General features: G+C 72.1%; 13 protein-coding genes and 1 pseudogene. 10 read left to right on the forward strand and 4 right to left on the reverse strand.

The genetic code is table 11. From position 1 onward, the window contains the following. Positions 1-89 precede the first annotated feature (89 nt). The 4 genes and pseudogenes from JN535_RS21585 to JN535_RS12480 all read left to right on the forward strand — a co-directional run. Positions 90-1,943 (forward strand): glycosyltransferase, encoded by a 1,854-nt coding sequence (locus tag JN535_RS21585; protein WP_205205872.1) that lies wholly within the window; start codon positions 90-92, stop codon positions 1,941-1,943. 117 nt (positions 1,944-2,060) lie between these two features. After that, entirely contained in the window at positions 2,061-2,840 is a 780-nt protein-coding gene (locus JN535_RS12465) for an ABC transporter permease (protein WP_205205873.1), read from the forward strand. Beyond that, positions 2,840-3,586, forward strand: coding sequence for an ABC transporter ATP-binding protein (locus JN535_RS12470; protein ID WP_205205874.1), 747 nt, complete (start codon positions 2,840-2,842; stop codon positions 3,584-3,586). Before JN535_RS12465 ends, JN535_RS12470 begins: the two co-directional genes overlap by 1 nt. 450 nt (positions 3,587-4,036) lie before the next feature. Further along, a pseudogene (locus tag JN535_RS12480) lies at positions 4,037-5,081 on the forward strand (IS30 family transposase); the annotation flags it as partial. A 151-nt stretch (positions 5,082-5,232) separates the two neighbouring features. On the opposite strand, the gene JN535_RS12485 reads toward JN535_RS12480, so the two are convergent. The 3 genes from JN535_RS12485 to JN535_RS12495 all read right to left on the reverse strand — a co-directional run bounded on the left by JN535_RS12485 (position 5,233) and on the right by JN535_RS12495 (position 8,503). Next, positions 5,233-6,171: a glycine betaine ABC transporter substrate-binding protein gene (locus JN535_RS12485; protein ID WP_205205875.1), complete on the reverse strand. Its 939-nt coding sequence runs from the start codon at positions 6,169-6,171 to the stop codon at positions 5,233-5,235. 110 nt (positions 6,172-6,281) lie between these two features. Continuing rightward, on the reverse strand, positions 6,282-7,151 hold the full coding sequence (locus JN535_RS12490; RefSeq protein ID WP_205205876.1) for an ABC transporter permease: 870 nt from the start codon (positions 7,149-7,151) through the stop codon (positions 6,282-6,284). Continuing rightward, positions 7,148-8,503, reverse strand: coding sequence for a quaternary amine ABC transporter ATP-binding protein (locus JN535_RS12495; protein WP_205205877.1), 1,356 nt, complete (start codon positions 8,501-8,503; stop codon positions 7,148-7,150). The genes JN535_RS12490 and JN535_RS12495 overlap by 4 nt, the downstream gene beginning before the upstream one ends. Before the next feature lie 569 nt (positions 8,504-9,072). On the opposite strand from JN535_RS12495, the gene ahcY reads away from it, so the two are divergent. The 5 genes from ahcY to JN535_RS12520 all read left to right on the forward strand — a co-directional run bounded on the left by ahcY (position 9,073) and on the right by JN535_RS12520 (position 15,222). Then, on the forward strand, positions 9,073-10,638 hold the full coding sequence (gene ahcY, locus JN535_RS12500) for an adenosylhomocysteinase (RefSeq protein WP_205205878.1): 1,566 nt from the start codon (positions 9,073-9,075) through the stop codon (positions 10,636-10,638). Between the two features lie 41 nt (positions 10,639-10,679). Then, positions 10,680-11,297 (forward strand): hypothetical protein, encoded by a 618-nt coding sequence (locus JN535_RS12505; RefSeq protein WP_205205879.1) that lies wholly within the window; start codon positions 10,680-10,682, stop codon positions 11,295-11,297. Between the two features lie 104 nt (positions 11,298-11,401). Then, the gene (locus tag JN535_RS12510; protein ID WP_205205880.1) at positions 11,402-12,919 is read left to right on the forward strand and encodes a sensor histidine kinase; all 1,518 of its coding nucleotides are present in this window, start codon (positions 11,402-11,404) and stop codon (positions 12,917-12,919) included. Positions 12,920-13,034: 115 nt separating this feature from the next. Next, positions 13,035-13,694, forward strand: a complete 660-nt coding sequence (locus JN535_RS12515; RefSeq protein WP_205205881.1) for a response regulator transcription factor — start codon at positions 13,035-13,037, stop codon at positions 13,692-13,694. A 319-nt stretch (positions 13,695-14,013) separates the two neighbouring features. Continuing rightward, complete coding sequence (locus JN535_RS12520) at positions 14,014-15,222, forward strand: acyltransferase family protein (RefSeq protein WP_307868664.1); 1,209 nt, start codon at positions 14,014-14,016, stop codon at positions 15,220-15,222. On the opposite strand, the gene JN535_RS12525 is transcribed toward JN535_RS12520, so the two are convergent. Beyond that, complete coding sequence (locus JN535_RS12525) at positions 15,195-16,013, reverse strand: RDD family protein (protein ID WP_205205882.1); 819 nt, start codon at positions 16,011-16,013, stop codon at positions 15,195-15,197. The genes JN535_RS12520 and JN535_RS12525 overlap by 28 nt on opposite strands. 89 nt (positions 16,014-16,102) lie before the next feature. Here JN535_RS12525 and JN535_RS12530 point away from each other — a divergent pair, with 89 nt between their 5' ends. Next, the gene (locus tag JN535_RS12530; protein ID WP_205205883.1) at positions 16,103-17,092 is read left to right on the forward strand and encodes a stage II sporulation protein M; all 990 of its coding nucleotides are present in this window, start codon (positions 16,103-16,105) and stop codon (positions 17,090-17,092) included. Positions 17,093-17,150: the final 58 nt, after the last annotated feature.

The raw sequence follows: 17,150 nt of genomic DNA on the forward strand, positions 1-17,150 counted from the left end.
GGCGAGTACCCTGTGCCAGCGGGTGCGGTGGCGACGCAGCGTCGTCGCAGTGCCCGGACTCCCATCCCCTACGACGATCGAGGCGTGCCGTGACTACTGTCCAGAACGTCGTCTTTCCCACCGACCTGGACAAGCTCCCGCTTTATGTCGAGAGTCCGCGTGACGCCACGTCGTCGATCGACCTGGTCTCACGGCGATCCGCACGCCTGATCGCGGGCAGCGAAGTGTCGTTCGCGTCGTACTTCAACGCGTTCCCCCTGATGCACTGGGCGGCCAACACGTCGGCCGGCGCGGTCACGCTGGTTCTTGAGCTGTCGGGGCGCGGTCAGGTGCGCGTCGTCCGGACCGACGCCCGAGGACAGGCTGCCCGGCTGGACGCCGTGCGCTTCGAGGGCGAGGAGACCGTCCGTCTCTCCGTCCCAACCGCGGGTGCCGCCGACGGCGGGTGGTGCTGGTTCGAGCTCACGGCGTCGTCCGACGTGGAGCTCATCTCCGGGCGCTGGGAGGTCGACGCCGTGCCCGCAGAGGGCACCGTGACGGTGGCGATCACCACGTTCAACAAGCCGGACTACTGCGTGCGCACCCTCGGCGCACTTGGTGCGGACGACGACGTGCTGGCGGTCCTCGACCGCGTGGTCGTGGTCGACCAGGGGACGCAGAAGGTCGCGGCCGAGTCGGGCTTCGCGGACGCGCAGGACGGGCTCCAGGGCCGGCTGCACATCGTGGACCAGCCCAACCTGGGTGGTTCGGGCGGCTTCTCGCGCGGGATGATCGAGGCGATGGCCGCGGGCTCGACCCACGTGATGCTTCTCGACGACGACGTCGCGATCGAGCCCGAGAGCATCTTCCGGGCTGTGCGCTTCGCCGACGCGTGCTCGCGGCCGACGATCGTCGGTGGGCACATGTTCGACATGTACCGCCCGACAAACCTGCATGCCGTGAGCGAGATCGTGCAGCAGTCGAACTTCATGTGGGGACCCGCCGACCCCGACCACCGGCTCGTGGACTTCTCGGAGGAGTCGCTGCGCGCGACGCGCTGGCTGCACCGTCGCCCGTCGGCCGACTACAACGGCTGGTGGATGTGCCTCGTCCCCACCGCGGTGGTGCGCGAGATCGGGCTCTCGATGCCGTACTTCATCAAGTGGGACGATGCCGAGTACGGGCTCCGGGCGAAGTCGGCGGGCGTCCCGACCGTCTCGCTGCCTGGCGTCGCGCTCTGGCACATCACGTGGCAGGACAAGGACGACGCGATCGACTGGCAGGCGTACTTCCACGCGCGCAACCGGATCGTCTCCGGACTGCTCCACTCGGTCCGCGACAACGGCGGCGCGCTCCTCGCCGACAGCAGCCGTCTCAACCTCAAGCACCTGCTGTCGATGCAGTACTACGCCGCGACCCTGCGCAACACCGCGATCCGTGACGTGCTCCAGGGCCCGGACCAGCTGCACGCGTCGATGGGGACCCGTCTGGGCGAACTGCGGGCGATGTCCAAGGGCTTCGGCGAGGCCCGCACATACACGGCGGAGGATCCCGCGCCGCCGGCCGCTCACGGGGACGTCCCGCCCTCGGGGCGGGACCGCGGCCCACGTGGTGTTGCGCTCGCGCTCTTCACGCTCCGCGCGATCGCGCGCCAGCTCGTCGTCCCCGTGAGTGCCGAGCAGCGCCGGCGGCCCGACGCCCAGCTCGAGCGACGGCAGGCCGTGTGGTGGGAGCTGCCTCGGCACGACAGCGTCCTGGTCCTCGCGGGCGAGAACCGGACCGGAACCTGGTACCGGCGCGACCGCAGGGCGTTCGTCTCCTTGGGGTGGGAGTCGATGCGCCTGCACCGCGAGCTCAGGCGTCGGTGGCCGGCGCTCCAGGAGGCGTACCGCGGAAGGGCGGACGAGCTCGTCTCCCCGAGGGCGTGGCGCGAGACGATTGGCATCGTTGCCGGTGATGACTGACTGCGTGGCCGGGTCGTCCGGCAGGGATAAGGTGTGCCACGGTCTCGCGTGCGAGGCATCGAGCACGTGGAGGCTGAAGTGAGTGGTTCAGGCGTCGTCGCGGCGAGCAACAGGCCGATGACGCTGTGGAGAGCGCGTTCGGTGCTCGGCCTGCTCGTCCGGCGCGACCTCAAGGTGCGGTACGCGGACTCGCTGCTCGGTTACTTCTGGTCGATCCTCGACCCGCTGCTCATGGCGGCGGTGTACTGGTTCGTCTTCACCAAGATCTTCCCGCGCCCGATGGGCGAGGAGCCGTACATCATCTTCCTGCTCGCTGCCCTGCTGCCCTGGACGTGGTTCCAGAACTGCGTCGGCGACAGCGCCCGCTCCCTGCGGCAGGACTCCAGGCTCGTCCGGTCGACCCGTCTCCCGCGGGAGGTCTGGGTCATGAGGGTTGTGCTCTCCAAGACGGTGGAGTTCGGATTCTCCCTTCCTGTGCTCGCGGTCTTCCTCCTCATCTACCACCCCCACGTGAACAGCTACCTCTGGCTCTTCCCGCTGGGGATTGTCATGCAGCTCGTCCTGCTCGCCGGTCTCGGGCTCCTGCTCGCCCCGCTCGAGGTTCTGCTGCGCGATATCGACCCGCTCATCCGTGTCGCCATGCGGGTCCTCTTCTACGCGTCTCCGGTGTTGTACGGGCTTCAAGACGTCTACAACGCGGCGATCCCGGAAGTGTTGCAGACGCTCTACCTGCTCAACCCGATGACCGGCATCATCGCGGCTTTTCGCGCTGGATTCTTCCCGGGGATCGTGCACTGGGACGCGATCGCCATGGCGGGGGCCGTGTCGGTCCTCACGCTCGTCGTCGGGTGGGTCGTCTTTGCGCGGAGCGAGCGCTCCGTGCTCAAGGAGCTCTGATGGTCAAGCCTGCGGGTCAGCCGGACCCGATCATCTCGGTCAAGGACGTCGGCGTGCAGTTCAACCGCGGCCGCCGTAGCGCGGGACTGCGCCAGATGATCCTGCGCGGCGACCGTGGCACGAGCCACGACTCGTTCTGGGCCCTGCGGAACGTCTCCTTTGACGTCGCGCCTGGGGAGGCGATCGGCGTCATCGGCCGTAACGGTCAGGGGAAGTCGACGCTGCTCAAGGTGGTTACTGGGGTCCTCATTCCGGACGAGGGCACGGCGACCGTCCGCGCCGAGGTGTCGCCGCTTATCGAGATCACTGGCGGCTTCGTGCCCGACCTCACCGGCCGGGAGAACATTTATCTTGCCGCGGGCCTGCACGGGATGTCGCGGAAGCTCATCGACGAGAAGTTCGACGAGATCGTGGACTTCGCGGAAATCCGCAAGTTTCTGGACTCGCCGTACCGCCATTACTCCTCCGGCATGCAGGTGCGGCTCGCGTTCTCCGTCGTCTCCCAGCTTGACGGGCCGATCCTCCTGGTCGACGAGGTCCTCGCAGTCGGTGACAAGGCGTTCCGTGAGAAGTGCTATAAGCGCATCGACGAGCTGCTTGACGCGGGGCGGACGTTGTTCCTCGTGTCGCACAACAACGGCGACCTCAAACGGTTCTGCGAGCGGGGCCTCTACCTTCGCGGAGGGGAGTTGCGCGCGGACGGACCTCTCGGCGCGGTCTTGGAGCAGTACGCGAAGGAAGGCTGATACACCCGCGCGTATCACGACGGGGCCGTTACCTCGCGGGCCGGTCTTTGTTGTACTGACCGGACAGGTTGGTCAATCGGGTGATCGGTGGCTTGTTCCCGCAAGTGGTCTGGGTCGGTGGTGTCGTACTCATGGATCCAGGCTGGCAGTGCTGCGCGGCCTTCGGTCTCGGAGGTGTAGCAGCGGGCGTAGCCCGATCCGTTTGCGGGGACGTGTCGTTGCACGAGCTCAAGGCGAGGTTCTTCGAGGTCGTTGACGACGTCGGTAGTACGACGGTCGCTGCGCGCATGGTCGTGGTGAACCGGCACACGGCTGCGGGGTGGGTTCGGAAGGCTGGTCGCTGCTCCTAGAGGGCCGGGGTCATGGGCCACATTCGCGCAAGGGTGAGTACGAGCAGCTTCGGCGCGCGGGAATGCCTCGACGGCGGGCTGCCGAGCAGGGAGTCAATGTGTGCGCACGGTGGAGGACTGGGACCACGGGGTGCGTAAGGCACGCGGGGGCTCGAATCTACCGGAGGGCCGGCGGGCGGACTAAAAGATGGGGGTGACTAGCCATGTCGATGCGTCCGCGGGGCTGTCGGTCGTTGGTGTTGAAGCCGAGCTGAACCCACGATTCTCGCGACGTTGCCCGAGCGGGAGCAGATCGCTGACCTGCGCCGCGAGGGCGTGTCCTTGCGGGATATCGGGCGGATGTCGGGTCGCGCGGCCTCGACGATTATTCGGGAGGTCGATGCTCGGTCGGTAGAGGGGTCTACCGCCCGAACGCCGCGCACCGAGCCCGGGTGGCATCCCGCGCGCGCCCCAACGCGTCCAAGCTCGGGACCGCCGGGCGGTTACGTGACTTCGTCCCCGAGGGGCTGCATTTGCGGTGGTCGCCGAGCAGATCTGCCACACTCTGACCAAGGAGTACCCCGACGCCTGCGCCGTGAGGTCGGCGCGCTGCGCACTGGACGCACCCGCCGCAAGCGCGGCCCGGATCAACGCCAACCCCGGTTCGTCGAGGAGATGGCGATAATCTCCGAGCGACCGCCCGAGATCGAAGGCCGAGCCGTACCCGGGCACTGGGAGGGCGATCTGATCGTCGGCACCGGGTCGCAGTCCGCGATTGTGACCCTTGGTCGAGCGCAGCACCCTTCGTCATTCTGCGGCGCCTGCCCGGCGGGAACAGCGCCGAGGAGGTCCGCGACGTCCTGACATCACTGATCACGACGCTGCCGGCGCACCTGCGCGGATCGGTGACCTGACACCAAGGCTGCGAGATGGCCGCGCACAAGCAATTCACGATCGCCACGAACGTGCCGGTCTACTTCTGCGACCCCGCTCGCCCTGGCAACGAGGCTCGAACGAGAACGCCCAACGGGCTCCTGCGCCAGTGCTCTCCTGGGCACCGACCTGCGGGTACGGGGCCGAGGACCTGGAGCGCGTCGTACAGGGACTCAACGACCGACCACGCAAGACGCTCGACTGGTACCCCAGCCGAGCGCCTGCGTGATCTCGCCTGCGGGATCTACTTACGGCCACATGAACCATGCGATGGTGCGACGATCGCCAAAGCGGCCCCCGCGGCGACAGCCTTCGTCAGCGCAGCCGGGGCGCCCCGACGCGGCTGCGGTGAACCGAGGACCGCAGCGCGTCCGTCGCGCGGCGTCAGACGCCCGCGGACTCCTTGAGGTCGTCGACGAACGTCGGGTTCGCCTCGAGCCACGCCTGGACGGCCTCGGCCTCGTCGGCGTACTCGTCGGAGTTGAACATCATGTTCTCGAGCGAGAAGAGCTGCTCGTCGTCCAGGGTGAAGGCACCGACGAGCTTGGTCAGCGTCGGGTAGCGCTCCTCGAAGTCGCCCGCACCGTAGGTGTGGATGGACTCGGCGTCGCCGAGCGTGCCCTCGGGGTCCTCGAGGTCGCGCACGGGGAACTCGTCGTACGCCCAGTGCGGTCGCCAGAGCGTGACGGCGATGTTGTCGCCGGCCTCGGTCGCGCCCTTGAGCTCGGCGAGCATGGCCGGGGTCGAGGAGATCGTGTAGTCCATGCCCTCGAGCCCGTACGTGGGGATGACCGCGTCCTGGGTGACCTTGGTCAGGCCGGCGCCCGCTTCGATCCCGACGAGCTTGTTGCCGTACTCGTCGGCCATGGACGCGAGGTCCTCGAGGGACTGCGCGGGCGAGTCCTCGTTCACGGCGATCGTGAGCTTGGCGTCGTCGTACCAGGTGCCGAGGTCGGTGATGTCGTCGCCGTACTTCGCGACGTACTCCTCGTGGGTGATCGGGAGCCAGGCGTCGAAGAGCAGGTCGAAGTCGCCGCCCGCGAGGCCGGTGAACACGACGCCGATCTCGCCGGTCTGCGTCTCGACCTCGTAGCCCTCCTCCTCGAGGATCGCCTTCCACAGGTGGGAGACGGCGATGCCCTCGTCCCAGCCGGACGGGATGCCGATCGAGACCGAGGTCTCGTCCTCGCCGGTCGAGCCGCTGCCCGAGCCGGAGTCCGAGCCTGACGCGCAGGCGCTCAGGCCGAGGCCGAGCACCGCGGCGGTGGCGACGGCGGCCGAGCGGCGGGCGGTACGGGTGCGGGGCGTGCGTGCAGGGGTCATGCATGTCCTTCCGTCGGGCGACCGGGAGTCCGGGCGCCGTGGGTGGGTGTGATGCCCGACGGCGTCGGGCGGGACGTGCGGGGGCGGGGGCGGGGGCGCGGTGCCTGAGGTCAGGCCCGGGTCGCGGCGAGGGCGCGCGCGACGGGCGCCTTGGCCCCGAGGCCGGCGGTCACGCGGTCGAGGAACATCGCGAGGATGACGACCGAGAGACCCGCCTCGAAGCCGAGCGCGATGTCGATGCTCGACAGCGCTGCGACGACGTCGTTGCCGAGGCCGCCGGCGCCGACCATGCCCGCGATGACGACCATGGAGAGCGACAGCATGATGACCTGGTTGACGCCGGCCATGATCGTCGGCAGGGCGAGCGGGAGCTGGATCTGGCGCAGGATGCGACCCGGCGTGGAGCCGAACGCGTGGCCGGCCTCGACGACCTCGGAGTCCACCTGCCGGATGCCGAGCTCGGTGAACCGGACGCCGGGCGCCATGGCGAAGATGATGGTGGCGATGATCCCGGGCACGGGGCCGGTGAGGAAGATGACGACGGTCGGGATGAGGTAGACGAACGCCGGCATGGTCTGCATGAAGTCGAGCACCGGCCGCACGACCGCGGAGACACGGTCGTTGCGCGCGGCCCAGACGCCGAGCGGGATCGCGACGACGAGGGCCAGGACGGCCGACAGCAGGACGAGCGCGAGCGTGTCCATCGCGTTGTCCCACTGGTCGACGCCGGCGATGACGACGAACCCGACGAGCGATCCGAGCGCGAGCTTCCAGCCCTTGGAGAGGAGCGCGAGGGCGGCGAGCGCGAGCGCGACCACCCAGAACGGCGGGCTCGACAGGACGGCGTCGAGGCCGTCATAGATGCCGACGAGCACGTCCTTGACGAAGCGGAAGAGCGGCCGGAACGTCGTCGTCATCCAGTCGACGAACGTGTCGACCCACTCGCCGAGCGGGATGCGGGGGACGAGGGTGTCGTTCACGCGGCACCTCCCTCGGTCGAGGGCGCACCGTTCACGGGCGCGTCCTCCACGGGCGCGTCGGCCGGGGAGCCCTGCGCACCGAGGTCGATCTCGCCGGTGCGCGGCTGGTCCGGCGGGACCATGGCCTCGAGCAGGGTGACGCGCGGGACCACGCCCACGAGGCGGCCCTCGGCGTCGGTCACGGCCACGGGGAGCGAGGACTCGGCGGCGGGCGCGAAGATCTCCGCCAGGGGCGTGTCCGGGGAGACCGGGGCGACGCCGTCGTGCACGAGGTCCCCGATGGACTCCTTGCCGGCCTTGAGCGCGGCCACCGCGTCGTCGTCGCGCACGATGCCGTGCAGCACGCGCTGGCGGTCGACGACGTACGCGGCCGACACCTGCGCCTCGCGCATGGCGCGGCTCGCCTGGCGCGGCCCGCCGCTGACGGGGACGACGACGGCGGGGCGGACCATCACGGACGACGCGGTGAGCACGCGCGTGCGGTCGACGTCGGCGACGAACTGGGCGACGTAGTCGTTCGCCGGGTCGGACAGGATCTGCTCGGCGGTGCCGATCTGGACGATCCGCCCGTCACGCATGACGGCGATGCGGTCGCCCAGGTGCATGGCCTCGTTGAGGTCGTGGGTGATGAAGACGATCGTCTTGCCGAGGCGCTGCTGGAGGTCGAGGAGCTGCTCCTGCATCTCGCGCCGGATGAGCGGGTCCAGCGCGCTGAACGCCTCGTCCATGAGCAGGACGTCGGTGTCGGCCGCGAGCGCGCGGGCGAGGCCGACGCGCTGGCGCATACCGCCCGAGAGCTGGGACGGGAGCGAGTCCTCCCAGCCGCCGAGCCCGACGAGGTCGAGCGCGGTGCGCGCCTTCTCGCGGCGCTCGGCCTTGCCGACGCCCTGAATCTCGAGCGGGTAGGCGGCGTTGTCGAGCACGGTGCGGTGGGGGAGCAGCGCGAAGTGCTGGAACACCATGCTCACGCTGCGGCGGCGCAGGGCACGCAGCTGCTTCGCGTCGGTCGCCGCGAGGTCGGTCCCGCCGACCACCACGTGGCCGGCCGTCGGCTTCCACAGGCCGTTGAGCATGCGGATGAGCGTCGACTTGCCCGAGCCGGAGAGGCCCATGACGACGAAGATCTCGCCGCGGCGGACCTCGAAGGTCGCGTCGATGACCGCGGCGGTCCCGAGCGCCTTGACGTCGTCGCGCGACGCGCCCTGCTCGAGGCGCCGGATGGCCTCGACCGGCCGGCGGCCGAAGACCTTGTAGACGTCGCGGACGGAGACGGCGACGTCGGCGGCGGTCGTGGCCTGGTGCTCGGGTTCCGCGGTGGTGCGGTCTGGTGGGGTGATGCTGGGAGCAGTCATGCGGGCGGGTCTCGCCACCTTCCGTGCGGGGGACCGGCACGCCCCGCGCGAGGACGGCGCCAGAGTGGTCCGGCGGCGGCGTCTCGGGAGCGTGGCACGTGACCCTGGTCGCGTCGCGGTCGGGCGCCCGAGGGCGACCTCCGCGCTCTGCGCGCAGCGAGCCACATGCTGGTCCGACGTCAATCGGTACTCCAGCACCCTGCCTGATTCGAGGTTCAACTTCTACCCAGAGGGCCGCGACCAGGGGCCATTCCAGGACGTTTCTTGACCCAGCATCGTTGGAACGACGCGGACGACGGGCGATCCTGGATCGTTATCTCTTTGTGATCTTGTGATGGTCAAGCATTCGTGTTACGCGCGCGCCCGGGCGCGCGCGCCGGACGAACGGTGTGACGCGCGCCGGGCGTCCCCATCGCCGGGGCCGGGCGGCGCCGTCGTCGGTAGGCTGGGCACGGGCGGGCCGCGGTCCCGTCCGGCGCGGACGGGAGCCCCCAGCGCAGCCACCGGCCGACCACCGGGACCGGCCGGCAGCACCGGCCCGACCGGCACCGAGAACGCACAGGAGAACCATGTCCACCACAGCGCCAGCCCCGACGACCAGCACCCCGGGAGCCACCCCCGGCTTCGACGAGGTCCCCGGCCGCTACAAGGTCCGCGACCTGTCCCTCGCGGCGGCGGGCCGCCACCAGCTGCGCCTCGCCGAGCACGAGATGCCCGGCCTCATGGCGCTGCGCGCCGAGTACGGGGAGTCGCAGCCGCTCGCCGGGGCGCGGATCGCCGGGTCTCTCCACATGACCGTGCAGACCGCGGTCCTCATCGAGACGCTCGTCGCGCTCGGGGCGCAGGTCCGCTGGGCGAGCTGCAACATCTTCTCCACGCAGGACGAGGCCGCGGCCGCCGTCGTCGTCGGGCCGCACGGCACGCCTGAGGACCCGCAGGGCGTGCCCGTCTTCGCGTGGAAGGGCGAGAGCCTGGAGGAGTACTGGGACTGCACGGAGCAGATCCTCGTCTGGCCCGGGGACTCCGGCGGGCCGAACATGATCCTCGACGACGGCGGGGACGCGACCATGCTCGTCCACCTGGGGCTCCAGTACGAGCGCGCGGGCGTGGTCCCGCCGGACACGCTGCCGGGCGAGCCGGACCACACGCACGAGATGAACGTCGTGCGCGCCGTGCTGCGCCGCGCGCTCGAGGCGGACCCCCTGCGCTGGACGACGATCGCCCAGGCGATCCAGGGCGTCACCGAGGAGACGACGACGGGCGTGCACCGCCTCTACCAGCTCGCCGAGGCGGGCGAGCTGCTCTTCCCGGCGATCAACGTCAACGACTCGGTCACCAAGTCGAAGTTCGACAACAAGTACGGCATCCGCCACTCGCTGCCCGACGGCATCAACCGCGCGACCGACGTGCTCATGGGCGGCAAGGTCGCGTTCGTCGCGGGCTACGGCGACGTCGGCAAGGGCGCGGCGGAGGCGTTCCGTGGCCAGGGCGCGCGCGTCGTCGTGTCCGAGGTCGACCCGATCTGCGCGCTCCAGGCCGCGATGGACGGCTACCAGGTCGCCCGGATCGAGGACGTGCTCGGCGAGGCCGACTTCTTCATCACGACCACGGGCAACAAGGACGTGATCCGCGCCGAGCACCTCGTCGCGATGAAGGACAAGGCCGTCGTCGGCAACATCGGCCACTTCGACAACGAGATCGACATGGCCGGTCTCGCCGCGGTGCCCGGGGTGTCGCGCACCGAGATCAAGCCCCAGGTCCACGAGTGGACGTTCGCGGAGCCGGGCCCCGACGGCCAGCCCGCGGGGCGCTCGGTCGTCGTGCTGTCCGAGGGACGCCTGCTCAACCTCGGCAACGCGACCGGCCACCCGTCGTTCGTCATGAGCAACTCGTTCTCCAACCAGGTCATCGGCCAGATCGAGCTGTTCCAGGATGCGACGGCCGCCGAGCGCGAGGGCCGCGAGCGGTCGTACGCGCGTCAGGTCTACCGCCTGCCCAAGGTGCTCGACGAGAAGGTCGCCCGCCTGCACCTCGACGCGCTCGGCGTGCGGCTCACCGAGCTCTCGCCGGCCCAGGCCGACTACCTCGGCGTCCCGGTCGAGGGACCGTACAAGCCCGAGCACTACCGCTACTGAGCACCGCGCCGAGTCGTCCGGCACGCGCCCGAGGAGGCCGTATGGACCCGTCGTCCGACGAGCGCACGCCGGTCGTGCCCTCGCCCTCCACGGGCGGGGGCACGGCGGGACAGGCCGGACTGCCGGTCGAGGGCGATCCCGACGGGCCGCCTCCGGGCGTCCGGCCCCTGTGGCACCGCGTCGGCGACCGGTGGGAGCGCGAGCCCCCGCACGACCTGCTCTACGGCGCGATCGTCGCGGGGTTCGTCATGGCCGTGTCGAGCGTGCACGCCCCGACGGGGGACCGGGTGGTGGTGGCGACGGGCCTCGTCGCCGTCGGGTACTGGCTCGCGCACTGCTACGTCGACGCGGTCAGCGGGCGCTTCCACGACAGCGGGCACTCCCTGTGGGACCGCACCCTCACGGCGCTCCGGCTCAACGTGGGGGTGCTGCTCGGCGCGGTCCCGGGGATCGTCGTCTACCTGCTCGCGTCCGCGTTCGGGCTCGACGTGGAGGACGCGGCGCTCGTCGCCGTGTGGTTCACCGTCGTCCTGCTCGGCGTCGTCGGCTTCCTCGCCGCGTACCGGGCGGGCGCCCGCGGCGGCCGCCTCGTGGGGGAGACCCTGCTCGCCGCGGCGTTCGCGGGCGTCGTCATCGGCGTGAAGTACCTCCTGCACTGACGCGCGCCGCCCCGTCGCCGCCGGGCGGAGGCGGGGGTTGTCCCTACCCCGGTGCGGCGGCGGCCACCCTGTCGTCGTGACCGCGGCTCGCCCAGACTGGCACCATGACTGCCGTGACCCCTGACCAGCCGAGCGTCGCGCCCGCGGGCGACCCGACGTCGGGCGCCCCCCACCCCCGACCGGCGCACGGCGCGGCGACGGCGCAGACCGGACCCGCGACGGGTGTCGCGTCGACGCCCACGACGGGGGACGTGCCGGCGTTCGCCGGCACGCAGCCCGACCCGCGGTACGTCGACCACCACGAGCGGGTGCCGTTCGCGCGCGCTCCGTTCCACCGGCAGACGTGGAGCGCGTACGGGTACCTGTGGCTCGCGCTCCTGCTCGCCCCGTTCGCGTTCGCCTACGGGCTGTTCGCGGTGGTCTTCCTCGTGGCGATGCTCGTGCCGGTCATCGGCCTCGTCGCCGCGGGCTGGGTCGTGGTCGGCGGGCGCGGCTGGGGCTCGATGTACCGGTCGCTGGCGCGCTCGGGGCTCGGCGTCGACGTCGCGGCCCCCGCCCCGTACGTCCGGCGCCGCGGGTTCTGGAGCACCCTGTGGGGCGGTATCGGCGACGGGACCGGGTGGCGGGCCGTCCTCTTCCTCGTCGTGACGTTCCCCCTCGCGATCGTGTCGTTCGTGGTGAGCACCGTCTTCCTCGCCGTGGGGCTCGGCGGGACGACGCACTGGATCTGGTCGCGCTGGCTCCCGCTGCAGCAGGCGAGCGACGGGTCGTGGCACCGCGGCGCGTCGTTCGGCACCGACTGGTACGTCGACACCCCGGTGCGCCAGCTCGGCCTGGTCCTGGTGGGCGTGCTGTTCCTCTGGCTGTGGGCGCAGGTCACGCGGGGCTTCGCCCAGCTGTTCCGCGCGCTCACCGTCGCGCTGCTCGGCCCGACGCTCTCGAGCCTGCGCGTCGCCGACCTCGAGGAGTCGCGCGGCCGCACCGTCGAGGACGCCGACGCGAAGCTGCGGCGCATCGAGCGCGACCTGCACGACGGCACGCAGGCCCGGCTCGTCGCCGTGGCCATGCAGCTCGGGGAGGCCAAGGAGCAGCTCGCCGCGGGCGGCGACCCCGACGAGGCGCTCGAGCTCGTCGACCTCGCGCACTCCTCGACCAAGGAGGCGCTCGTCGAGCTCCGCGAGCTCGCGCGCGGCATCCACCCGCCCGCGCTCGACAACGGGCTCGCCGTCGCTCTCGAGACGCTCGCGGCGCGCTCGCCGCTCCCCGTCACGGTCGACGTCGACCCCGCCGTCGAGGCGTCGGGGCGCCTCGCGCCGGCCGTGGAGTCGATCGCCTACTTCTGCGTCGCCGAGCTCGTCACGAACGCGGTCAAGCACGCGCGCGCCACGGGCGTGTACGTGCTCGTCGAGCGGCAGGGCAGCGGTCGCGGCGCGCGGCTGCGCCTGCGGGTGCGCGACGACGGCCAGGGCGGCGCGCGCGTCGTGCAGCCCGGGTCCGACGGCCAGCGGTCCGGCCTCGCGGGCCTCGCGGAGCGCGTGCGCTCCGTGGACGGCTCGTTCGAGCTCACGAGCCCGGTCGGCGGCCCGACCGTCGTCACGGTCCTCCTGCCCGTGCGGGTCTGACGTGCGCACGGACGACCGTGTCCTGCCGGGGCGCGTGGGCCCCGTCGGGCACGATGTCCCGGGGGCACACCGCCCGCCGGGGTCGTCGCACGGCCCGCCCGACCGGAAGGACACCATGCGGCTCGTCATCGCCGAGGACTCCGCCATCCTGCGCGACGGGCTCGTCGCGCTCGTCACCCGCCGCGGTCACGAGGTCGTGGCCGCGGTCGCGGACGGCGACGAGCTCGTCGCACGGGTGGCCCGGCTCGCGGCCGAGGACGCGCTGCCCGACGTCGCCGTCGTCGACATCCGCATGCCCCCGACGTTCACCGACGAGGGCCTGCGCGCCGCCCTCGCGCTGCGGGCCGCGCACCCCGACCTGGGCGTGCTCCTGTTCTCGCAGTACGTCGAGACACGGTTCGCGAGCGAGCTGCTCACCGGGGGCGCGCGCGGCGTCGGCTACCTGCTCAAGGACCGGGTCGCGGACGTCGGCGAGTTCGTCGACGCGCTCACCCGCATCGCGGCCGGGCAGACCGTGCTCGACCCCGAGGTCGTGAGCCAGCTCATGGGCGCGTCGCGGTCCGACGACGGTCTGGCGCGCCTCACGCCGCGCGAGACCGAGGTCCTGGAGCTCATGGCGCAGGGCCGGTCGAACTCCGCCATCGCGGAGACGCTGTTCCTCTCCTACGGCGCGGTGGAGAAGAACGTCACGTCGATCTTCGGCAAGCTCGGCCTGCCCCAGGACGCGGGCGACCACCGCCGCGTGCTCGCCGTGCTGCGCTACCTCAAGGTCTGAGCGGGGCGGGGGACAACCCCCGTCGGACCGGGTGGTCCGCCGCGTCCGGCGCGGGGGACCGTCCCGTACCGGGACGAACGTGATGTTTCGAGACTGGTGAGCACCGGGGATCCTCCCGGGCACGCCGACCTTGGAGCATCCCGTGGCCGTCCTGTCGCCGCCGCCGTCCCCGACCCGCGCACCTTCCCCCGCGCCCGCCCGACCGGCTTCCCCGGGCGGGCCGCACCCTCGTCCTGGCCGGTCGTCGTCGGACGCCGCGCGGACGCCCGTCCCCGCTCGCCTCTCCGCCCCCGACGTCGTCCGCCGACCTCGGCGCGACGTGTTCGTCGACGCCGTGCGCGCCGTCGCGACGCTCAGCGTCCTGACGGTGCACTGGCTCATGGCGGACGCGACGTGGGACGGCGAGCACCTGGACATCGGCAACGCCCTCGCGCACGGCGCCGGCTGGACCGTCACCTGGGTCTTCCAGGTGCTCGCGCTGCTGTTCTTCGCCGCCGGCGCCTCGGCCGCCTACGGGCTGCGGCGCGGGCCCGACGGCGGTCGCTCGCCCGGGCTCGCGGGTCCCGGGCGGGTGGTGGCCCGCCCGAGCGTCCTCGCCGACCTCGCGGCCGGGGCACGGCTCGCCGCACGGCGCGTGCCCCGGCTGCTGCGGCCCGTCGGGGTGTTCGTCGGGGCGTGGGCCGTCGCGATCGGGGTGCTGCTCGCCGCGGGGCTGCCCGGGGACGCCGTGCGCTCGCTCGCGACGCTCGCGCCGCAGCTCCTGTGGTTCCTCGCGGTCTACCTCGGCCTCGTCGTGCTGACCCCGCTCCTGCGGCGTGCGCTGCACGCCGCCGGCTGGTGGGCCGTCGGCGCCCTCGTCGCCGCGCCGCTCGCCGTCGAGGCGCTCCGCTTCGGCGCCGGGTTGGAGCGCCTCGCGCTCGTCGACGTCGTGCTCGTGTGGGCCGTCCCCTACGCGATCGGGCTGCTGTACGCCGACGCGCGCTCGGGGACGCGGGTCGTGCGCCGGGGGCGCGTGGTGCCCGTCGCCGTCCTGCCGCGGCCGCTCGTGCTCGTCGGGGTCGGGCTCGCGGCCGTGGCGCTCGCGGCCGTGCTCGTCGTCGTCGGGCCGTACCCGGTCTCGCTGATCGGCATGCCCGGGGACGCGATGTCGAACCTCGGCCCGCCCACGGCACCGGTCGTCCTGCACGCGATCGCGCTCGTCGCGCTCACGCTCGCCGCCCGGGGGCCGCTCGTGCGCTGGGCGGACGGGCGCGGCCGGGCGGTCGTCGCGGGCCTCGCCCGACGGTCGATGACCGTCTACCTGTGGCACCTCACGGCGATGATCGTCGTCGTCGGGACGGTGCTCGTGGTCCTCGGCCAGGAGCTCCCGACGCCGGGCAGCGCCGACTGGTGGGCGAGCCGCCCGGTCTGGTTCGGCGCCTTCGCGCTCGTGCTCGTGGGCATCTCCCGCGTCGTCGGGCGCTTCGAGGACGCGCGTCCGGTGCGACGCGCGTCGGGGCGTCAGCGCGCGGGGTCGGGGATCGAGTAGGGGAGCCGGTGCAGCAGCTCGGCCTGCTGGCCTGCGAGAGCCTGCGCGCGCTGCGCCGTCGCCCAGTCCCGGTCGCGCCGCTCGGCGAGCACCGCCAGGAGGAACGTCTCCGGGTGCGTGCCGGGCGGCGGGCCCGGCGCGACGTACCGCTCGACCTGTCCCGCGAGCTCCTGGCCGAGCCGGGCCCGCGACGCCGGGTGGAGCCTGCCCGCGCGGGAGAGGAACTGCCGCGCGGCGAGCGCGAGACCGTCGGGCAGGCGGCGCATGTCGGCGTGGGACGCCCACGCCGCGAGGTGCGGCGGCATGACGAGCGGCGCGAGCGTCGGTCGCCCGCCCCGCACCCGGATCGCGTACGTCCCCGCCGCCATGTCGCCGAGGCGCTTGCCCTTGTCGTTCGTCAGCGACGCGACCAGCGCGACCGAGCCGAGCGTCAGCCAGATCTCGCCGACGCCGACCAGGGCGCGCAGGAACGCGTGCCGGAAGCGGACCGGGCCGCCGTCGTCGCGGACCACCCGGATGCCCAGCGCCAGCTTGCCGAGCGAGCGGCCGCGCGACAGCGTCTCCACGGTCGTCGGGACGACGACCATGACGAGGACGGCGAGCGCGATCCCGATGGCCGGGGCGAAGTCCGGGTCGACCAGCTCGAGCGAGCCCGACGTCGCGAAGAGCAGCGCGAACAGCGCGACGAAGAGCGTCAGCATGTCGAGGAAGAGCGCGAGACCGCGCGTGACGAACGACGCCGGTCGCGCGTCGAGGACCACGCCCTCGCCGATCAGGATGCCGTCCCGCACGCTGCTCCTCGCTCTCCTCACGTCACGGGCCCGTGCCCGCGCGCCGGTCGGCGCACCGGCGGCACGCCCTGTGTGGCAGGGTATCGGTCGTGGACCTCGACGCCTTCACCGACGTGCACCGCGCGCAGTGGGACCGCCTGGAGACCCTCACCTCGCGGCGCACGCTCGACGGTGCCGAGGCGGACGAGCTGGTCCGGCTCTACCAGGCCGTCGCGACGCACCTGTCGACCGTCCGGTCGGTCGCGCCCGACCCCGTGCTCGTCTCGCGACTGTCCGTGCTGCTCGGCAAGGCGCGGACGCGCATCGCCGGGGCGCACGAGCCCGCATGGCGCGACGTCGTACGGTTCCTCACGGTGTCCCTCCCGGCCGCCCTGTACCGGATCCGGTGGTGGTCGGTCGGCGTGACGGTCGCGTGCCTCGTCGTCGCGCTCGTCGCCGGTGTCTGGGTCGCGACGACGCCCGAGGGCCTCGCGTCGATGGGCCCGCCGAGCGTCCAGGAGAACTACGTGAACGAGGCGTTCGCGTCGTACTACGACCCCGGGCTCGACTTCGCGACCGTCGTCTGGACCAACAACGCCTGGATCGCGGCCCAGTGCATCGGGCTGGGCATCACGGGGATCTTCCCCGCCTACGTGCTGTTCTCGAACGCCGTGGCCATCGGGTCGACCGGCGGCATGATGGCCGCGCACGGGGAGCTCGGGCTCTTCCTCCAGCTCATCGCGCCGCACGGTCTGCTCGAGCTCATGTCCGTGTTCGTCGCCGGGGCCGCGGGGCTCCGCATCTTCTGGGCCTGGGTCGACCCAGGCCCGCTGCCGCGCTCGCGCGCGCTCGCCCAGGAGGGCCGCGCACTGGTCACCGTCGCGATCGGGCTCGTCATCGCGCTCGCGATCTCCGGCGTCATCGAGGGATTCGTCACGGGCTCGACCATGCCGTGGTGGCTCAAGATCGTCATCGGCGCGATCGCCCTCGCGGCGTTCTGGGTCTACACGATCGTGCTCGGCCGTCGTGCCGTGGCGGCCGGCGAGACCGGCGACCTCACCGCCGACCACGCGGGCGACGTCGCCCCGGTTGCGGCCTGAGGGTTCATCCTTCTCGGCTCTCGGCTCTCGGCTCTCTGCCTGCCGGTCGCGGTTCTTC

The sequence above is a fragment of the Cellulosimicrobium cellulans genome (genome assembly GCF_016921195.1).
In the GTDB taxonomy this organism is placed as follows: domain Bacteria; phylum Actinomycetota; class Actinomycetes; order Actinomycetales; family Cellulomonadaceae; genus Cellulosimicrobium; species Cellulosimicrobium cellulans_F.

Bases quoted from the DNA above. Each gene is read 5' to 3' on its own strand.
- JN535_RS12465 (WP_205205873.1), top strand. From the start codon at position 2,061: ATGACGCTGTGGAGAGCGCGTTCGGTGCTCGGCCTGCTCGTCCGGCGC.
- JN535_RS12470 (WP_205205874.1), top strand. From the start codon at position 2,840: ATGGTCAAGCCTGCGGGTCAGCCGGACCCGATCATCTCGGTCAAGGAC.
- JN535_RS12485 (WP_205205875.1), bottom strand. From the start codon at position 6,171: ATGACCCCTGCACGCACGCCCCGCACCCGTACCGCCCGCCGCTCGGCC.
- JN535_RS12495 (WP_205205877.1), bottom strand. From the start codon at position 8,503: ATGACTGCTCCCAGCATCACCCCACCAGACCGCACCACCGCGGAACCC.
- ahcY (WP_205205878.1), top strand. From the start codon at position 9,073: ATGTCCACCACAGCGCCAGCCCCGACGACCAGCACCCCGGGAGCCACC.
- JN535_RS12505 (WP_205205879.1), top strand. From the start codon at position 10,680: ATGGACCCGTCGTCCGACGAGCGCACGCCGGTCGTGCCCTCGCCCTCC.
- JN535_RS12510 (WP_205205880.1), top strand. From the start codon at position 11,402: ATGACTGCCGTGACCCCTGACCAGCCGAGCGTCGCGCCCGCGGGCGAC.
- JN535_RS12515 (WP_205205881.1), top strand. From the start codon at position 13,035: ATGCGGCTCGTCATCGCCGAGGACTCCGCCATCCTGCGCGACGGGCTC.